This is a genomic window from Pseudomonas sp. SO81, assembly GCF_030374125.1.
Lineage (GTDB): Bacteria > Pseudomonadota > Gammaproteobacteria > Pseudomonadales > Pseudomonadaceae > Aquipseudomonas.
In genome coordinates, this window is the sequence record NZ_CP126126.1 from 650,939 (window position 1) to 665,119 (window position 14,181).

Below are 14,181 nucleotides of genomic sequence, written 5' to 3' on the forward strand. Positions count from 1 at the left end.
GCTGCATCAGGCCTTGGCGGTCAGGCGCCAGGCCCGGTGGATCTTGGCGTTGCGCGCGAAATCCTGGTCGACGGTCTGGGCGCTGATCTCCTCCACCGCATAGCGCTCGGCCAGGCTCTCGTCGAGCTGGAACTTGCGGAAGTTGTTGGAGAAGTACAGCACCCCGCCCTTCGCCAGGCGCGCCATGGCCAGGTCGAGCAGGTGCACATGGTCACGCTGCACGTCGAACACGCCCTCCATGCGCTTGGAGTTGGAGAAGGTCGGCGGGTCGATGAAGATCAGTTCGTACTCGCCGCGATCGGCCTCCAGCCAGGCCATCACGTCGCCCTGCTCCAGGCGGTGCTTGTCGGAGAAGCCGTTGAGCGACAGGTTGCGCCGCGCCCAGTCCAGGTAGGTCTTCGACAGATCGACGCTGGTGGTGCTGCGCGCACCGCCCTTGGCCGCGTGCACGGTGGCCGTGGCGGTGTAGCAGAACAGGTTGAGGAAACGTTTGCCGGCCGCCTCCTGCTGGATGCGCAGGCGCAGCGGGCGATGGTCGAGGAACAGGCCGGTGTCCAGGTAGTCGGTCAGGTTGACCAGCAGGCGCACGCCGCCCTCGCTCACCTCCATGAACTGGCCCTGGCTGGCCTGGCGCTCGTACTGCTTGGTGCCGGCCTGGCGCTCGCGACGCTTGATCACCACCTTGTCCGGCGCTATGCCCAGCGCCACCGGGATCGCCGCCAGGGCGTCGAGCAGACGCGCCTGGGCCTTGTCCGGGTCGATGGAGCGCGGCGGCGCGTACTCCTGCACATGCACCCAGTCGCGGTATAGGTCGATGGCCAGGGCGTATTCGGGCATGTCGGCGTCGTACAGGCGATAGCATTCGATGCCGGCCTTCTTCGCCCACTTGCCCAGGCTCTTGAGGTTCTTCTGCAGGCGGTTGGCGAACATCTGCCCGCCCTCGGACAGGCGCGCCGGCTCGCTGGCCACCGGGGCAGCGGCGCCCTCCTCACCAGTCTGGCGCCGCTCGCTGCGCTCACCGGTGACGAACTGCTGCGGCAGTACCTTGAACAGCAGCAGCTTGCACGGCAGCGCGCCGTTCCAGAAGGCGTACTGCTTGTGGCTGCGCAGACCCATGCGCTTGCCCAGCTCGGGCGCGCCGGTGAATACCGCCGCCTCCCAGTTCAGGCAGCTCTGGCGCAGACGCTCGCCGAGGTTCTGGTAGAGATAGAGCAGGCTGGCCTCGTCGCCCAGGCGCTCGCCATAGGGCGGGTTGCTGACGATCAGGCCGGTCTGGTTCTTGTCCGGGCGCGGCTCGAAGGTGGCCAGCTCGCCCTGGTACAGCTTGACCCACTCGCCGAGGCCGGCGCGTTCGATATTGTTGCGCGCCGGCTGGATCAGCCGCGGATCGGCCTCGTAGCCACGAATCCACAGCGGCGGCTTGGCCAGGCCGACGGCGGCGCGCTGCTCGGCCTCGGCGTGCAGCTTCTTCCAGATCGCCGGCACATGGCCGAGCCAGTTGCTGAAGCCCCAGCGCTCGCGACGCAGGTTGGGCGCCATGTCGGCGGCCATCATCGCCGCCTCGACCAGGAAGGTGCCGACGCCGCACATGGGGTCGGCCAGGGCGCCGCCCTCGGCGGCGATGCGCGGCCAGCCGGCGCGGATCAGGATGGCAGCGGCCAGGTTCTCCTTGAGCGGCGCGGCGCCCTGCTGCAGGCGATAGCCGCGCTGATGCAGGCTATGCCCGGCCAGGTCCAGCGACAGCACCGCCTCGCCCTTGTCCAGGCGCAGGTGCACGCGCAGGTCCGGGTCGACCTTGTCGATCGACGGGCGCGTGCCGGCCGGGGTGCGCAGCTTGTCGACGATGGCATCCTTGACCTTCAGCGCACCGAAGTGGGTGTTGTCGATGCCGGCGCCATGGCCACTGAACTCCACCGCCAGGGTACCGGCCGGGTCCAGGTGCTCGGCCCAGTCCACCGCCAGCACACCCTGATAAAGCTCCTCAGCGTTCTGTACCGGGAAGCGGCGCAGCACCAGCAGCACGCGGTTGGCCAGGCGCGACCAGAGGCACAGGCGGTAGCCCACCTCGATGGGCGCGAAGCCACGCACGGCGGCGGTCTGCTCGCGGGCCTCCTCCAGGCCCAGGCCGCTGGCTTCTTCGAGCAGCAGGCCTTCCAGGCTCTTGGGGCAGGTGAGGATCAGTTCATAGCGGTCAGACATGGGGCATCCAGTAATCGGGGTGGCCTGTGGGCCACCTTAGTGTGACGAGACGTCGCAGTGCGACCCTTCGTCGGAATAAACAGCGCTCGCAGACGAGAGCAGTTCGCAATGGCAAAGCGCCTGCGTGGAGAGCCGAGGTTCCGCAATGGCGCGGCCCTCAGCAATGGGAGCCGCAAAAAAGGGTTTGAACCTTATGGCTCCCCTCCCACTCACGTTACGTCCTTATGACAAAACGATCATTCACAGGGTGGAACGCATTCGATAGAAATCAACTCAGGCCGGCACCGCAATGGTGCTGGCAGGTGGCCCGCCACGCCGGCAGCGGGCCCTACTGGCAGAAGCATTTTTCTGCCTGGTCCCACCACGGGGCCAACGGGACATAACAGTCAACAGTGAGGGCAACACCCGATGAGAAGACTTAAGCGTGATCCGTTGGAACGAGCTTTCTTGCGCGGCTATCAGCACGGCATTCATGGTAAATCCCGCGATATGTGTCCTTTCACCCACCCTACTACCCGTCAAGCCTGGATCAACGGCTGGCGCGAGGGCCGCGGTGACAACTGGGACGGACTGACCGGCACCGCCGGCATCCACAGACTCAACGAACTCCACGCCGTCGGCTGAATCAGGATCACCCCGACTTCACCAGACCGCCCCATCCGGGCGGTGGGCGAGAGCCCAAGGGCCCCTCCGGGGCCCTTTTTTATGACTTCAGTTCCTGGGCAGCGCGGCGATGGCATCCACCGCCTCGCGAATCAGCGCCGGCCCCTTGTAGATGAACCCGGAGTAGATCTGCACTAGGCTGGCCCCGGCGGCGATCTTCTCCGCCGCATGCGCGCCCTCGGTGATGCCGCCCACGGCGATGATCGGCAGACGGCCCTTCAGCTCGCCGGCCAGCACGCGCACGGTATGGGTACTCTTGTCGCGCACCGGCGCGCCGGACAGGCCACCGGCCTCGTTACCGAACGGCAGACTCTCCACGCCCTCACGCCCCAGCGTGGTGTTGGTGGCGATCACCGCATCCATGCCGGTTTCCACCAGGGCCTGGGCCACTTGCACGGTTTCCTCGTCGCTCATGTCCGGGGCGATCTTGATCGCCAGCGGCACGCGCTTGCCATGCTGCACGGCCAGGTCTTCCTGGCGCAGGCGCAGGGCTTCGAGCAGCTGCTTGAGCTGGTCACCGAACTGCAGGCTGCGCAGGCCCGGGGTGTTGGGCGAGCTGACGTTGACGGTGACGTAGCTGGCGTGGGCGTAGACCTTGTCCAGGCCGATCAGGTAGTCATCCACCGCGCGCTCGACCGGGGTGTCGAAGTTCTTGCCGATGTTGATGCCCAGCACGCCCTTGTACTTGGCCGCGGCGACCCGGGCCAGCAGGTGGTCGACGCCATGGTTGTTGAAGCCCATGCGATTGATGATCGCGGTGGCTTCCGGCAGGCGGAACAGGCGCGGCTTGGGATTGCCCGGCTGTGGGCGCGGGGTCACGGTGCCGATCTCGACGAAGCCGAAGCCGAGCTGGGCGAAGCCGTCGATGGCATCGCCGTTCTTGTCCAGGCCGGCGGCCAGGCCCACGGGGTTGGGGAACTGCAGCCCCATCACGCTTACCGGCAGGTTGCTCGGTGCCTTGCACACCAGGCCGTTGAGGCCCAGACGGCCACCGGCACCGATCAGATCGATGGACAGTTCGTGAGAAGTTTCGGGGGCAAGACGGAACAGCAGCGCGCGGGCCAGGTCGTACATGGGCGGATCGGCTCGGAGTAAGGGGTGGCAGTGGGAAACAGAGCGCGATTATAGCCGCCGGCACTAGCCTCAGGCGAGGCAAGGGAGTAATAAGGAGACCGTTCGAGTGTTATTGCAGCTGACGCAGGCCCAGCAGTTCCCCGGCCGCGCTGAATTCCAACTCGAACACGCCGTGAATACCGTCATGGCGCAGGAATGGACGCAGGTGATGCGCCGGCAAGCTGACCTTGCGGCCATCGCGACTATAGAGCAGAACCCGATTGGCACGCCCCTGGTACACGGCCAGGAAGCGTTCCGCAGGCAAAGCGATATCCAGCACCAGGCTGGGCATGGAGGCATCCTCGAAATGATCGGCACCATTCTGCCACAGGCAGCAGCCCAATCAGGGCCCATGATCATGGGCCCGACGCATCGGCATAGTGCACCGCGTCGGCGGCTCTGCCACACTGGCACCGTAGTGCCAGGAGTACCCTTCGGGTCATGAGTCTGTCCGAATCCCCCACCAGCATCGCCTCGCGCCTGTCCGCCCTGGCCCAGCGCCTCGGCCTCAGCGGCCGTGTGCCACGCCTGGTGTTCGAGCGTGCGCGCAGCCTGCGCCTGCCGTTCAAGGCGTTGCCGGTGCCGGTGCCGAGCGTCTGGTGGCAGGCCGGCCCGCCGCTGCATCGTCTGGTGGACCTGCCGCGCGACGCCCTCTCCGGACCGGTGCAGGAAGACAAGGCGGCCGCCCGCGCCGTGCTGATGGGCGTGGTGGAACGCCAATTGGAGCACCTCGACGACTTCGACCTGCGCGTGATCGACGGCCTGTGCAGCCCGCCGCCGAGCCTGGACAACGCACTGACCAGTTTCGAAGAGCTGGCCTCCTGCCCACTGGGGCGTTGCGCCCGCATCATCAGCTACAAGGATTTCCTCAAGACCATCAGTCATGCCATGCCGCGCTTCCTCGCCGCCGAGGCGGTGGAGCTGCGCCAGGCCAGCTGGTACGGCGAGCGCATGTTCTGGGCCGGCGAGCAGCACGGCGAGGAATTCGCCTGCGCCATCGCCTACGCCCGCCTGCGCGGCCTGGAAGTCACCCTGCCGGCCGAGCTGACCCGCTATCGCCTGAGCGCCAGCGGCCTGGCCGAACTGCGCCGGCTGTACCACATGACCGCCATGCCGGTGCAGGCCTGGAGCGAGCCGAGCTTCATGAGCCTGCTGCTGGACAATGGCCTGCCCTACGCGCGCCTGTCACTGCTGCGCTACCCGGACGCCCCGGAGTTCCTCCTGCTGCCCAAGGAGTCGCCGGAGGCCAATGCCCTGGGCGAAGGTCTGCGCCTGGCCGGCGCCCCGGACGTGATCGGCTACCTCGAGGCGCTGCAACAGCGCACCGCGGCCTGATTCGTTAAGAAGAGAGAAGACAGGTACCGACCAACCCAGCGGGTTGGCCGGCATTCACAGCGCTCAGAGCCGACGGGCGATCTGAGCGTCGAGACGGACTTCCTGGGTCACGCCCCAGCCGTCCAGCACGCCGCCGAGCGGCACCACCAGAGCCTCCAGATCCTGCTCGAAATCGCCGATACCGGCGTGGGTGGCATACATCACCTTGCTCACCTGCAGGTGCCAGGCGCCATCCTCGCGGATATTCACCTGCGCGTTCATGGACTCGCCGCGGAACTGCCTGGCCGCCTCTCTGGCCCGATCCTCATTCGGGAAGATGGCGTAGAACTCGATGGGATGGACACGGGCGAAATCGAAACCGCCCTCTTTCATGCGGCGCAGAACGTTAGTGCTGACATCATCTTGGAAGGCTGTGCTCATAAACGACCTCCTCTCAGGCGATGGATCGACCGCAGCCACCAAGGATTTGGCGGCCATGCGGCACCGCGCGGTGCCGCCCGAGAATCAGGCAGCGACTGCCTGATCTGTCATGCGCGAGCCACAGGCCCGCGGACGGTTGGCCAGACGAACGCTGACCGGTGCCGTCGTTTAGTCAGGGTAGCGTCTAGCCGGGCACCTTGCCGTCCCTCTGGCCGTTGACCCGAGCTTCGGCGACGGGCGGCTCAATCGCGGCTCATCCAGCCCATCAGCAGGCGACTGATGGCCGGTGGCGAAACCTGGCCGGCGCCGTACATCAGGCGGAACAGCCAGTGAATCGGGCGGTGCACCCTGGGCCGCTCGACCTGCCGCCACAGTGCCTGGGCGATGTCCTCGGCGCGCAGCTTCACCCCCATGCGGCGCAGCGCCGGCGGGGTGAAGCGCTGGCTATCGACCATTGGCGTGGCGACAAAGGGCGGCATCAGGTCGCCGACATGGATGCCATGGCGCCGCCACTCCAGCTCCAGCGCCTCGCTCAGGCCGCGCACGGCGAACTTGGAGGCCGAATAGCTGACCATATGCGGCGTGCCGTACAGGCCGGACGCTGAGCCCATATTGACCACCTGCGCGCCCGGCGTGCCCTTGAGGTAGGGGAACGCCGCATGGGTCACCTGCAGCAGGCCGAGCACGTTGATCTGCAGGATGCGCGAATGCTCCTCCAGGCTGATGTCCTCGAAATGGCCGAAGCGCAACACGCCGGCCGAGTTGAACAGCAGACGCAGGCGCCCGCCGTGGGCCGCGCAGAAGTCCCGCAGGGCCTCGCGCACCGCACCGGCATCGGTGACATCGAGCTCGGCATGCCATACCCCGCCCAGCTCCGCCGCCAGCGTGGCGAGGGCCTGGTGGTCGATGTCCAGCAGACCGACGCTCCAACCGCGGGAATGGAACAGCCGGGCGGCAGCGGCGCCGATGCCCGAGGCGGCGCCGGTAATCAGGATGGTGTTCATCGGCAACCTCGCTCCCCTAGGAATTCGACGATCCGGCCCATGGCCAGGTCGGCCGCGGCCAGCAGGCCGCAATTGATCTGGAACACATGCCACAGGCCCGGATAGACCTCCAGACGCAGATCCAGGCCCGGGCGCTCGCCCAGGCGCAGGCTCTGCTGCAACAGGTGCTCGTCCGCGCCGACCTGCACCAACAACGGTGGCAGATCATGCAGCTCGGCCCGCAGCGGCGACAGCAGCGGCTGGCCGCGCGCCTCGCTCGCGGGACAGTAGGCGTCCACCCCCTGCTGCAGCCAGCCACGGGTGATCAGCGGATCGCCGCCCGGCGGCTCGTGCCAGATGCTCCCCGTCAGATCGGTGACCGGCGACAGACAGACCAGCGCCGCCGGCTGCGGCAGCCCCTGCTCGCGCAGGCGCAGCGTGCAGGTCAGCGCCAGATGACCGCCGGCCGAGTCGCCGGCCAGGACGATGCGCACGGCCGGCTGGCCCTGTTCCAGCAGCGCCCGGTAGGCGGCCAACACATCGTCGGCGGCTGCCGGCCAGGGATGCTCCGGCGCCAGGCGATAGTCCAGCGCGCAGACCCGCAGGCTCGCCCGTTTCGCCAAGGTCGTGGTGATGGCGCGATGAGTGCGCGGCGAGCCGACCATAAATGCGCCGCCATGCACATACAGCAGCACCCAGCCGTTATCCCGTGGCGGCAGCAGCCACTCGCAGGCGACGCCGCCGAGCACGCCGGCTTCGCGGCACACCCCGCGCGCTGCTGGTGCAATTGCGGTGGCCAGGCGCAGCACGCGGCGCTGGATGCGCGGCGCCAGGCGCGAATGCATGCCGCTGCGGAACACCAGCCAGGTGCTGGCCCGCAGCAGCGCCGTGAGCAGGCGCTGGGCTAGGCTCGGCGCGGGCAGCTCAACGGACCAGGTCATAGTCGCTCCACTGCGGCCGGCGGGTGTGGCGGCGATAGCTGAAGGTGAAGCCGGACCAGTTGTTGGTGTGCTTGCCGGCGGCGTTCTTGTACCAGTTGGAGCAGCCCTGCTCCCACACCGAACGCTCGATGGCCTGCTGCACCCGGCGGTTCCATGCCGCCTGCACCGGCTGGCGCACGTCCAGGTAGCGCACGCCCTCCTCCAGCTTGGCCAGGCAGTCCAGCACATAGGGGAACTGGCTCTCGAGCATGTAGATGATCGAGTTGTGGCCCAGGTTGGTGTTCGGCCCGTAGAGGATGAACAGGTTGGGGAAGCCGGTGACGCTGATGCCCTTGTAGGCCTCGGCACCGTCCTGCCACGCCTGGTTCAGGTCCAGGCCGCCGAGGCCGCGGATCTGCATCGGTGCGAGGAAATCGCTGGCGGCGAAGCCGGTGCCATGGATGAGCACATCCACTTCGCGCTCCACCCCGTCGGCGGTGACGATGCCGCGCTCGGTCACCTCGCGGATCGCCTCGCCCACCACCTCCACCTGCGGTTGCACCAGGGCCGGGTAGTAGTCGTTGCTGATCAGGATGCGCTTGCAGCCCAGCGGGTAGTCCGGGGTCAGCTTCGCGCGCAACACCGGGTCGGCCACTTCGCGAGCGAGATGCCGCAGGAACAGCTGGCGATACGGCTTCATCAGCGCGGGCAGGAGGAAGAAGGCCACCCCGCGGGCCTCGTGGAACAGGTACTGCCAGGCCCGGTCGAGCTTCTGCGTCCACGGCCAGCGCTGCATCAGCGCCAGCTCGAAGCGGCTGTAGGCACGGTCCGGCTTGGGCAGCACATAGGCCGGCGTACGCTGGAACAGGTGCAGCTTGCTGACCTTGGCGGCGATCTGCGGCACGAACTGGATGGCGCTGGCCCCGGTGCCGATCACCGCCACGCGCTTACCGGCCAGATCCACGTCGTGGCGCCAGCGCGCCGAGTGGAAACTGGCCCCGGCGAAACGCTCCAGCCCGGGGATATTCGGGTACAGCGGGCGGTTGAGCTGGCCGCAGGCGCTGACCAGCGCCCGTGCGCTAAAGCTGGCGCCGTCGGTGGTGGTCACCCGCCACAGCGCGGCCGGCTCGTCGAACCAGGCCTCGGCCACCTCGCTGTAGCAGCGGATGCGCGGCGCCAGGTCATGGCGCGCGATGCACTGGCGCACGTAGGCGAAGATCTCCGCCTGGGGCGCGTAGCGCCGGGTCCAGTCGGTCTTCGGCTCGAAGGAAAAGGAATACAGGTGCGAAGGCACGTCGCAGGCGGCGCCGGGGTAGTCATTGTCGCGCCAGGTGCCGCCGGGCTCGCCGCCCTTCTCGAGGATCAGGAAGTCGTCCTCGCCACGCTGACGCAGGCGCATGGCCAGACCGAGGCCGGCGAAACCTGAGCCTATGATCAGCACGCGCAGGGGCGCCTGCTGCTCGGGAGTATTGTTGTTCATTGTTATCTCCGTGAGCCGCCAGTATTGCGGATGAACGGATGCTACTCACTCCCCCCGTTGCGGTTTATGGCATAGTCGGCCAATAAATTGTGACTTTCGGACAAGCCATGCCCCGCCCACGCCGCAGTGCCGTCAGCGTGCAACTCCTCACCCAATATGGTCTGGACCTCGGCCTGAGCCTCGACGCCTGCCTGCAGGACACCGGCCTGGACTGGCGCCTGCTGGCCGACCCCGGCGCCGAGGTGGAGGCCGAGCAGGAGCTGCAGCTGGTGCGCAACCTGCTGCACGCCGCAGGCTCGCGGCCGGGCCTGGGCCTGCCGCTGGGCCGCCGCTACCGGCTCAACAGCTACGGCATCTGGGGCTTCGCCCTGCTCGCCAGCCCGACCTTCCGCGACGCCGCCAGCCTCGGCCTGCGCTACCTGGACCTGACCTATGCCTTCCACGGCATGCGCCTGGAGGAAAACGATACTGAGGTGCACCTGCTGCTGGACGACCACAACGTGCCCGCCGACGTGCGTGACTTCCTCCTGGAGCGCGACCTGTCGGGCATGCTGCAGGTGCTGCGCGAGCTGTTCCACCGCGACCTGCCGATCCTGCGGGTGGAGCTGAACCTGGCGCAGCCGGAAGATCCGCGACCCTTCGTCGAGGAAATCGGCGTGCTGCCGCGGTTCGGCCAGGCGCACAACCGCTTCGTCTTCCCCAGCCATCTGCTCGACCTGCCGCTGGCCGGCGCCCACCCGCAGGCGGCGCAGCTGTGCGAGGAACAATGCCAGCGCCTGCTGGCCAAGCGCAGCCAGCATGGCGGCCTGGCCGGGCGCATCCGCACCCTGCTGCTGGAGCGCCCCGGGCGCCTGCCGGACATGGAACAGGTGGCCAGCGGGCTGAACATGAGCTCGCGCACCCTGCGCCGACGCCTGGACGAGGAAGGCAGCAACTTCCGCCTGTTGCTGGACGAAGTGCGCCAGGCCCTGGCCGAGGAGCTGCTGGCCACCGGCGGCCTGACCCTGGAGGAGATTGCCGAACGCCTGGGCTACGGCGAGGTGTCCAACTTCATCCACGCCTTCAAGCGCTGGAACGGCAAGTCGCCGCGCCAGTTCCAGCGCGGCTCAGGCGGATAGCCGCGCCAGCAGCGCCCTGGCGTGTTCGGCCAGGGCATCGGCCAGCTCGGCCGGCTGCAGCACCTCGAACGGACAGGACAGCTGGCACAGCTGGCGGGCGAACCAGCTCAGGCTCTCGGTGCGTGCCCGCAGCAGCACGCCGCCCTCCACGGGCTGCAACAGCCCCACGCGACCGCCCAGCTCCAGGCCGGCCTGCTGCAGCTCGCAGCGCAGCAGCACCTCCACCGCGATGGGCCGCGGCAGGTTGGCCAGGCTCTGCTGCAGGTAGGCCTCGATATCGAATCCCTCCGGCTTGCCGAAATAGGCCGGCAGCGGTGCGACCGCCAACATCCGGTCCAGACGGAACGAGCGCAGGCCGCCACGCAGATGGCAATGGCCCACCGCGTACCAGCAGCCATCGCGATAGATCAGCCCGTAGGGATCGAACTCGCGCTGGCTGTCCTGCCCGTCGCCGCTGCGATAGCTCAGGTGCACCCGCTGGCGTAGCTGGGCCGCCGAAGCCAGCGGCAGCAACACCTGGTCGCCACCCTCGGCACGGGCCGCCGGCACCGCCAGGGTGATGCTCTCGCTGAGCGCGCGCATGCGGGGCTTGAGGTCGGCCGGCATCACCCGCTCCAGCTTGGCCTGGGCGCTGGCCACCGCCGGCGCCGCCTCGGACAGGCCCAGGCGCCGCGCCGCCAGCAGACCCAGCGCGACGGCCAGGGTCTCGTCCTGGGTGAACAGGATCGGCGGCAACTTGAAGCCGGCCACCAGGCGATAACCGCCATAGCGCCCGCGTTCGGCCAGCACCGGAATGCCCAGCTCCTCCAGCGCGGCGATGTAGCGGCGCAGGGTGCGGCCATCCACCTCCAGACGCCGCGCCAGTTCGCTGCCGCTGAGCTGGCCGTGCGCCTGCAGCAGCTCCAGTACTGCCAGTACCCGGGTGGTCGGCTTGGCCATGGTTCGCCTCGAAATGTATTAGGGCGGAATATAGCCTGATTAAGCCCTAGCTTGTCCCCATTCCCATTAATGCAAGGAGACAAGCATGCAACCCATCCTCTTCTATGGCGTGCCACAGGGCTGTTCCTTCGGCTCGATAGTGGCGCTCGAATGGCTCGACCAGCCCTATCTGCTGAATCGCATTGACATGCTCGAGCGCCCCTGGGACCCGCTCTACACCCGGATCAACCCGTTGCTGCAGACGCCCGCCCTGCTGCTCGAGGACGGCCGGGTGCTGAGCCAGAGTCTGGCGATCCTCCTGCACCTGAACGGCCGCGCCTTGCACAACGGCCTGGGCATCGCCCCCGGCACGCCCGACTACGACCGCCTGGTACAGACCCTGGCCTTCCTCAACACCGACTTCTTCGCCGCCTTCATCCCGCTGTGGAAGGCCTACGAGCTGGAGGGCCTCGACGAGGCCGAGCAGAAGCTGCTGCGCATGCTGGGCCGCGAGGACGTGAGCAAGTGCTGCGCCCATCTGGAGCGCATGCTGACCGGCAAGCAATGGCTGCTGGGCGAGCGCCGCAGCCTGGCCGACGCCTACCTGGCCGGCATCGGCCGCTGGGTCGACTACCTGCAGCTGTTCGACCTGCAGCACGACTTCCCCAATCTCGACTGCTACCTGCGCCAGCTCGCCGACGACCCGGCCGTGGCCTACGCCTGGGCCGTCGAGCGTGGCGAGGAGGCCTACAGCGACGTCAGCGCCGGCCATATCAGCCTGGCGGCGCTGCAACCGCGCCTGGCAGCCCTCTAGCTCACTGGCCGCGTGCCGCCGAACCGGGGCTGTCGGCCACCCCGGCGGTGTTGCGCAGCAGGCTCTGGGTCGCCACCTGCAGGAAGGCCTCCAGGCGTTTCTGCAGCTCCGGCTGCTGGGCGTCGCCCTGCAGCACCTGGGCCTTGCGCGCGCCGAGGTCGTAGCGATACAGCTTGGCCGGCAGGTCCTTGGGCTGGACCAGGATCTTCTCGCCGCTGACGATGGCCACCGTCTGGTCGCTGCCGGACGGTTTGATCACGCCAATGCCCGCATCGCCCTCGGGCAGGCCGAGCAGGTCGCGGCCCCAGCACTGCTGGCGGGTCTTGCCGCCCAGGCGGGCCATGATGGTCGGCACCACGTCGATCTGCGTACCGACGGTGTCGCGGCGCGCGCCGAACCGCTCCTGAATGCCCGGGGCGAGCAGCAGCAGCGGCACGTTGTGGCGGAACAGGTCCATCTCGGTGAGCTGCTCGGGGCTGCCGAAGCCGTGGTCGCCGACGATCACGAACAGGGTGTCCTGGTAGTACGGCGACCGCTTCGCCTTGTCGAAGAACTGGCCCAGCGCCCAGTCGGAATAACGCATTGCCGTGAGGTGCTGGTTGAGCGAGCCGCGGTCGGTCACCGGCGGCATCGGCAACTGCTCCGGCAGCGCGTACGGCGTGTGATTGGACAGGGTCTGCAACAGCGCATAGAACGGCTTGGCCGGGTCCAGCTTGTTCAGCTCCACGGCGGCGCGGTCGAACATGTCCTGGTCGGACACGCCCCAGGTCGGATCGATGAACACCGGATCGACGAAGTCCTCGCGGCCGATGAAGTTGCGCATGCCCTGGTTGCTGAAGAAGCCGTACTGGTTGTCCCACTGGAAGTTGCCGTTGTACACGTACAGGTCATCGTAGCCGCGCGCGCCCAGCTGCTGCGGCAGACCGGAGAACTGGTGGCTGCCTTCCGGCGTGCGCATCAGGTACTCGAAGCTCGGCAGGTTGGGGAAGCAGGCCATGGTGGCGAACATGCCCTGGTGGGTATGGGTGCCATTGGCGAAGAAGCGGGTGAACAGCAGCCCCTCCTGGCTCAGCCGGTCGAAGTTCGGGGTGATGCCGGCATCGCTGCCCAGGGCGCCGACCCAGCGGCCGGCGAAGCTCTCCATCAGGATCACCACCACATGCCTGATCGGCAGCGTGCCCTCGGCCAGCGGCTTGGAGTCGCGGCGGATCGCGGCGCTGCCCTCATCCACCAGCACGTCCTGCTCGCCGAGCAGCATCTGGCGCACCACGGCGAGCGCCTCGGCATCGGGCATGCTGGCCTTCCAGGCGTTGTCGCGGTGGCTGGAGAAGCTGTTCTCGGCGGCGTCGACCAGGGTCAGCACACCGTTCAGGCCCAGGTGGTTGGCGAACATCGAGTCGGTGGTGAAGGCATCGCCCCAGCGCAGCGGCGGCCCCTGCTTGAGCGTGCCGCGGGCGCAGATCACCGCCAGCAGCAGGCACAGGAAGAACACGCCGAGGCGCCAGTACCAGGCCAGCGCCGGCTTGGCGCGCCGCGGCCGGGTAGCGCCGTCCAGCCAGTGGAACAGCATGCCCAGCGCCAGCGTCGCCAGGGCCCAGGCCAGCAGGTAGCGGCCCACCGGGAAGCCGTGCCAGAGCATGCTCGACACGGTGGCCAGGTCCTCCTCCAGGTACTGGAACACCAGGCTGTTCAGGCGCTGGTGGAACTCGCGGTAGAAGTCCATTTCCACCACGCCGAGCAGCAGGGTCAGGCTGGCGACCAGTGTCAGCCACACCACCTGGGCATTGCGTGCCGCCATGGCGCGCGGGCTGAGCAGCGCCAGCAGCAGCGGCGCCACGGCGTACACCACCACCCGCAGGTCGAAACGCAGGCCGTTGAAGAAGGCCTCGAACAGATCGCCGCGGCTGACATCGGCGATCAGCTCGCTGTTGTGATGCAGCAGCGCCAGGCGCAGCGACGAATACAGCAGCATCAGCACCAGGGCGCTGGCAAGGGTGAAGAACAGGTGGCTGGCCACACTGGGCGGCAGCGGCGCAAGGGATGGCGCAGGGGAACGGGGGGCGTCCACTGAAGGCATGACGAATGGAGTCCGGTCTTGATGAGGGCGAAAATTGTCCGCCCCGACAGGTGAAAATTCCGTCGAGGCGGCAGTAGACCGTCGCCTGCCTGGCAGATTCCATCGCGCCTAACGCGCCCGCCGAGCGGAACGGCAGAGCCG

General features: G+C 67.9%; 13 protein-coding genes. 4 read left to right on the forward strand and 9 right to left on the reverse strand.

Features of this window, described 5'->3' with window-relative positions; all coding sequences use genetic code 11:
• Positions 1 to 6 precede the first annotated feature (6 nt).
• On the reverse strand, positions 7 to 2,199 hold the full coding sequence (rlmKL, locus tag OH686_RS03050; RefSeq protein WP_289536106.1) for a bifunctional 23S rRNA (guanine(2069)-N(7))-methyltransferase RlmK/23S rRNA (guanine(2445)-N(2))-methyltransferase RlmL: 2,193 nt from the start codon (positions 2,197 to 2,199) through the stop codon (positions 7 to 9).
• Between the two features lie 408 nt (positions 2,200 to 2,607).
• Here rlmKL and rmf point away from each other — a divergent pair, with 408 nt between their 5' ends.
• Positions 2,608 to 2,823 carry a ribosome modulation factor gene (rmf, locus tag OH686_RS03055; protein ID WP_043216230.1) on the forward strand — a complete coding sequence of 72 codons (216 nt, stop codon included), beginning with the start codon at positions 2,608 to 2,610 and terminating at the stop codon, positions 2,821 to 2,823.
• An 87-nt stretch (positions 2,824 to 2,910) separates the two neighbouring features.
• Here the strand turns inward: rmf and OH686_RS03060 are convergent, their stop codons facing one another.
• Together OH686_RS03060 and OH686_RS03065 are read right to left on the reverse strand one after the other, a co-directional pair.
• Complete coding sequence (locus tag OH686_RS03060) at positions 2,911 to 3,936, reverse strand: quinone-dependent dihydroorotate dehydrogenase (protein ID WP_289536107.1); 1,026 nt, start codon at positions 3,934 to 3,936, stop codon at positions 2,911 to 2,913.
• Between the two features lie 109 nt (positions 3,937 to 4,045).
• Positions 4,046 to 4,267 (reverse strand): DUF2835 domain-containing protein, encoded by a 222-nt coding sequence (locus OH686_RS03065; RefSeq protein ID WP_137972780.1) that lies wholly within the window; start codon positions 4,265 to 4,267, stop codon positions 4,046 to 4,048.
• Positions 4,268 to 4,416: 149 nt separating this feature from the next.
• Between OH686_RS03065 and OH686_RS03070 the strand changes: the two genes are divergently transcribed.
• Positions 4,417 to 5,310: a DUF6685 family protein gene (locus tag OH686_RS03070; protein WP_289536108.1), complete on the forward strand. Its 894-nt coding sequence runs from the start codon at positions 4,417 to 4,419 to the stop codon at positions 5,308 to 5,310.
• A 63-nt stretch (positions 5,311 to 5,373) separates the two neighbouring features.
• Here OH686_RS03070 and OH686_RS03075 read toward each other — a convergent pair whose 3' ends face one another.
• From OH686_RS03075 to OH686_RS03090, 4 genes are all read right to left on the reverse strand, one after another.
• Positions 5,374 to 5,730, reverse strand: a complete 357-nt coding sequence (locus OH686_RS03075) for a ribonuclease E inhibitor RraB (RefSeq protein WP_289536109.1) — start codon at positions 5,728 to 5,730, stop codon at positions 5,374 to 5,376.
• Positions 5,731 to 5,972: 242 nt separating this feature from the next.
• Complete coding sequence (locus tag OH686_RS03080; RefSeq protein ID WP_289536110.1) at positions 5,973 to 6,734, reverse strand: SDR family oxidoreductase; 762 nt, start codon at positions 6,732 to 6,734, stop codon at positions 5,973 to 5,975.
• Positions 6,731 to 7,654, reverse strand: coding sequence for an alpha/beta hydrolase (locus OH686_RS03085; protein WP_289536111.1), 924 nt, complete (start codon positions 7,652 to 7,654; stop codon positions 6,731 to 6,733). The genes OH686_RS03080 and OH686_RS03085 overlap by 4 nt, the downstream gene beginning before the upstream one ends.
• A complete protein-coding gene (locus OH686_RS03090) occupies positions 7,638 to 9,113 on the reverse strand; it encodes a flavin-containing monooxygenase (RefSeq protein WP_289536112.1) in 1,476 nt (491 codons plus the stop codon). Before OH686_RS03090 ends, OH686_RS03085 begins: the two co-directional genes overlap by 17 nt.
• Positions 9,114 to 9,220: 107 nt before the next feature.
• On the opposite strand from OH686_RS03090, the gene OH686_RS03095 reads away from it, so the two are divergent.
• Entirely contained in the window at positions 9,221 to 10,231 is a 1,011-nt protein-coding gene (locus OH686_RS03095; protein WP_289536113.1) for an AraC family transcriptional regulator, read from the forward strand.
• Here OH686_RS03095 and OH686_RS03100 read toward each other — a convergent pair.
• Positions 10,220 to 11,170: a helix-turn-helix transcriptional regulator gene (locus OH686_RS03100; protein ID WP_289536114.1), complete on the reverse strand. Its 951-nt coding sequence runs from the start codon at positions 11,168 to 11,170 to the stop codon at positions 10,220 to 10,222. The two genes, OH686_RS03095 and OH686_RS03100, sit on opposite strands and share 12 nt — an antisense overlap.
• A gap of 85 nt (positions 11,171 to 11,255) precedes the next feature.
• Here OH686_RS03100 and OH686_RS03105 point away from each other — a divergent pair, with 85 nt between their 5' ends.
• Positions 11,256 to 11,963, forward strand: coding sequence for a glutathione S-transferase family protein (locus OH686_RS03105; RefSeq protein ID WP_289536115.1), 708 nt, complete (start codon positions 11,256 to 11,258; stop codon positions 11,961 to 11,963).
• A 1-nt stretch (position 11,964) separates the two neighbouring features.
• Here OH686_RS03105 and OH686_RS03110 read toward each other — a convergent pair whose 3' ends face one another.
• A complete protein-coding gene (locus OH686_RS03110; RefSeq protein ID WP_289536116.1) occupies positions 11,965 to 14,040 on the reverse strand; it encodes an LTA synthase family protein in 2,076 nt (691 codons plus the stop codon).
• Positions 14,041 to 14,181 lie beyond the last annotated feature (141 nt).

Excerpts from the sequence above, each read along its gene's own strand:
- rmf (WP_043216230.1), top strand. The coding sequence starts at position 2,608 with ATGAGAAGACTTAAGCGTGATCCGTTGGAACGAGCTTTCTTGCGCGGC.
- OH686_RS03085 (WP_289536111.1), bottom strand. The coding sequence starts at position 7,654 with ATGACCTGGTCCGTTGAGCTGCCCGCGCCGAGCCTAGCCCAGCGCCTG.
- OH686_RS03080 (WP_289536110.1), bottom strand. The coding sequence starts at position 6,734 with ATGAACACCATCCTGATTACCGGCGCCGCCTCGGGCATCGGCGCCGCT.
- OH686_RS03075 (WP_289536109.1), bottom strand. The coding sequence starts at position 5,730 with ATGAGCACAGCCTTCCAAGATGATGTCAGCACTAACGTTCTGCGCCGC.
- OH686_RS03100 (WP_289536114.1), bottom strand. The coding sequence starts at position 11,170 with ATGGCCAAGCCGACCACCCGGGTACTGGCAGTACTGGAGCTGCTGCAG.
- OH686_RS03105 (WP_289536115.1), top strand. The coding sequence starts at position 11,256 with ATGCAACCCATCCTCTTCTATGGCGTGCCACAGGGCTGTTCCTTCGGC.
- OH686_RS03060 (WP_289536107.1), bottom strand. The coding sequence starts at position 3,936 with ATGTACGACCTGGCCCGCGCGCTGCTGTTCCGTCTTGCCCCCGAAACT.
- OH686_RS03090 (WP_289536112.1), bottom strand. The coding sequence starts at position 9,113 with ATGAACAACAATACTCCCGAGCAGCAGGCGCCCCTGCGCGTGCTGATC.
- OH686_RS03065 (WP_137972780.1), bottom strand. The coding sequence starts at position 4,267 with ATGCCCAGCCTGGTGCTGGATATCGCTTTGCCTGCGGAACGCTTCCTG.
- OH686_RS03095 (WP_289536113.1), top strand. The coding sequence starts at position 9,221 with ATGCCCCGCCCACGCCGCAGTGCCGTCAGCGTGCAACTCCTCACCCAA.
- rlmKL (WP_289536106.1), bottom strand. The coding sequence starts at position 2,199 with ATGTCTGACCGCTATGAACTGATCCTCACCTGCCCCAAGAGCCTGGAA.
- OH686_RS03110 (WP_289536116.1), bottom strand. The coding sequence starts at position 14,040 with ATGCCTTCAGTGGACGCCCCCCGTTCCCCTGCGCCATCCCTTGCGCCG.
- OH686_RS03070 (WP_289536108.1), top strand. The coding sequence starts at position 4,417 with ATGAGTCTGTCCGAATCCCCCACCAGCATCGCCTCGCGCCTGTCCGCC.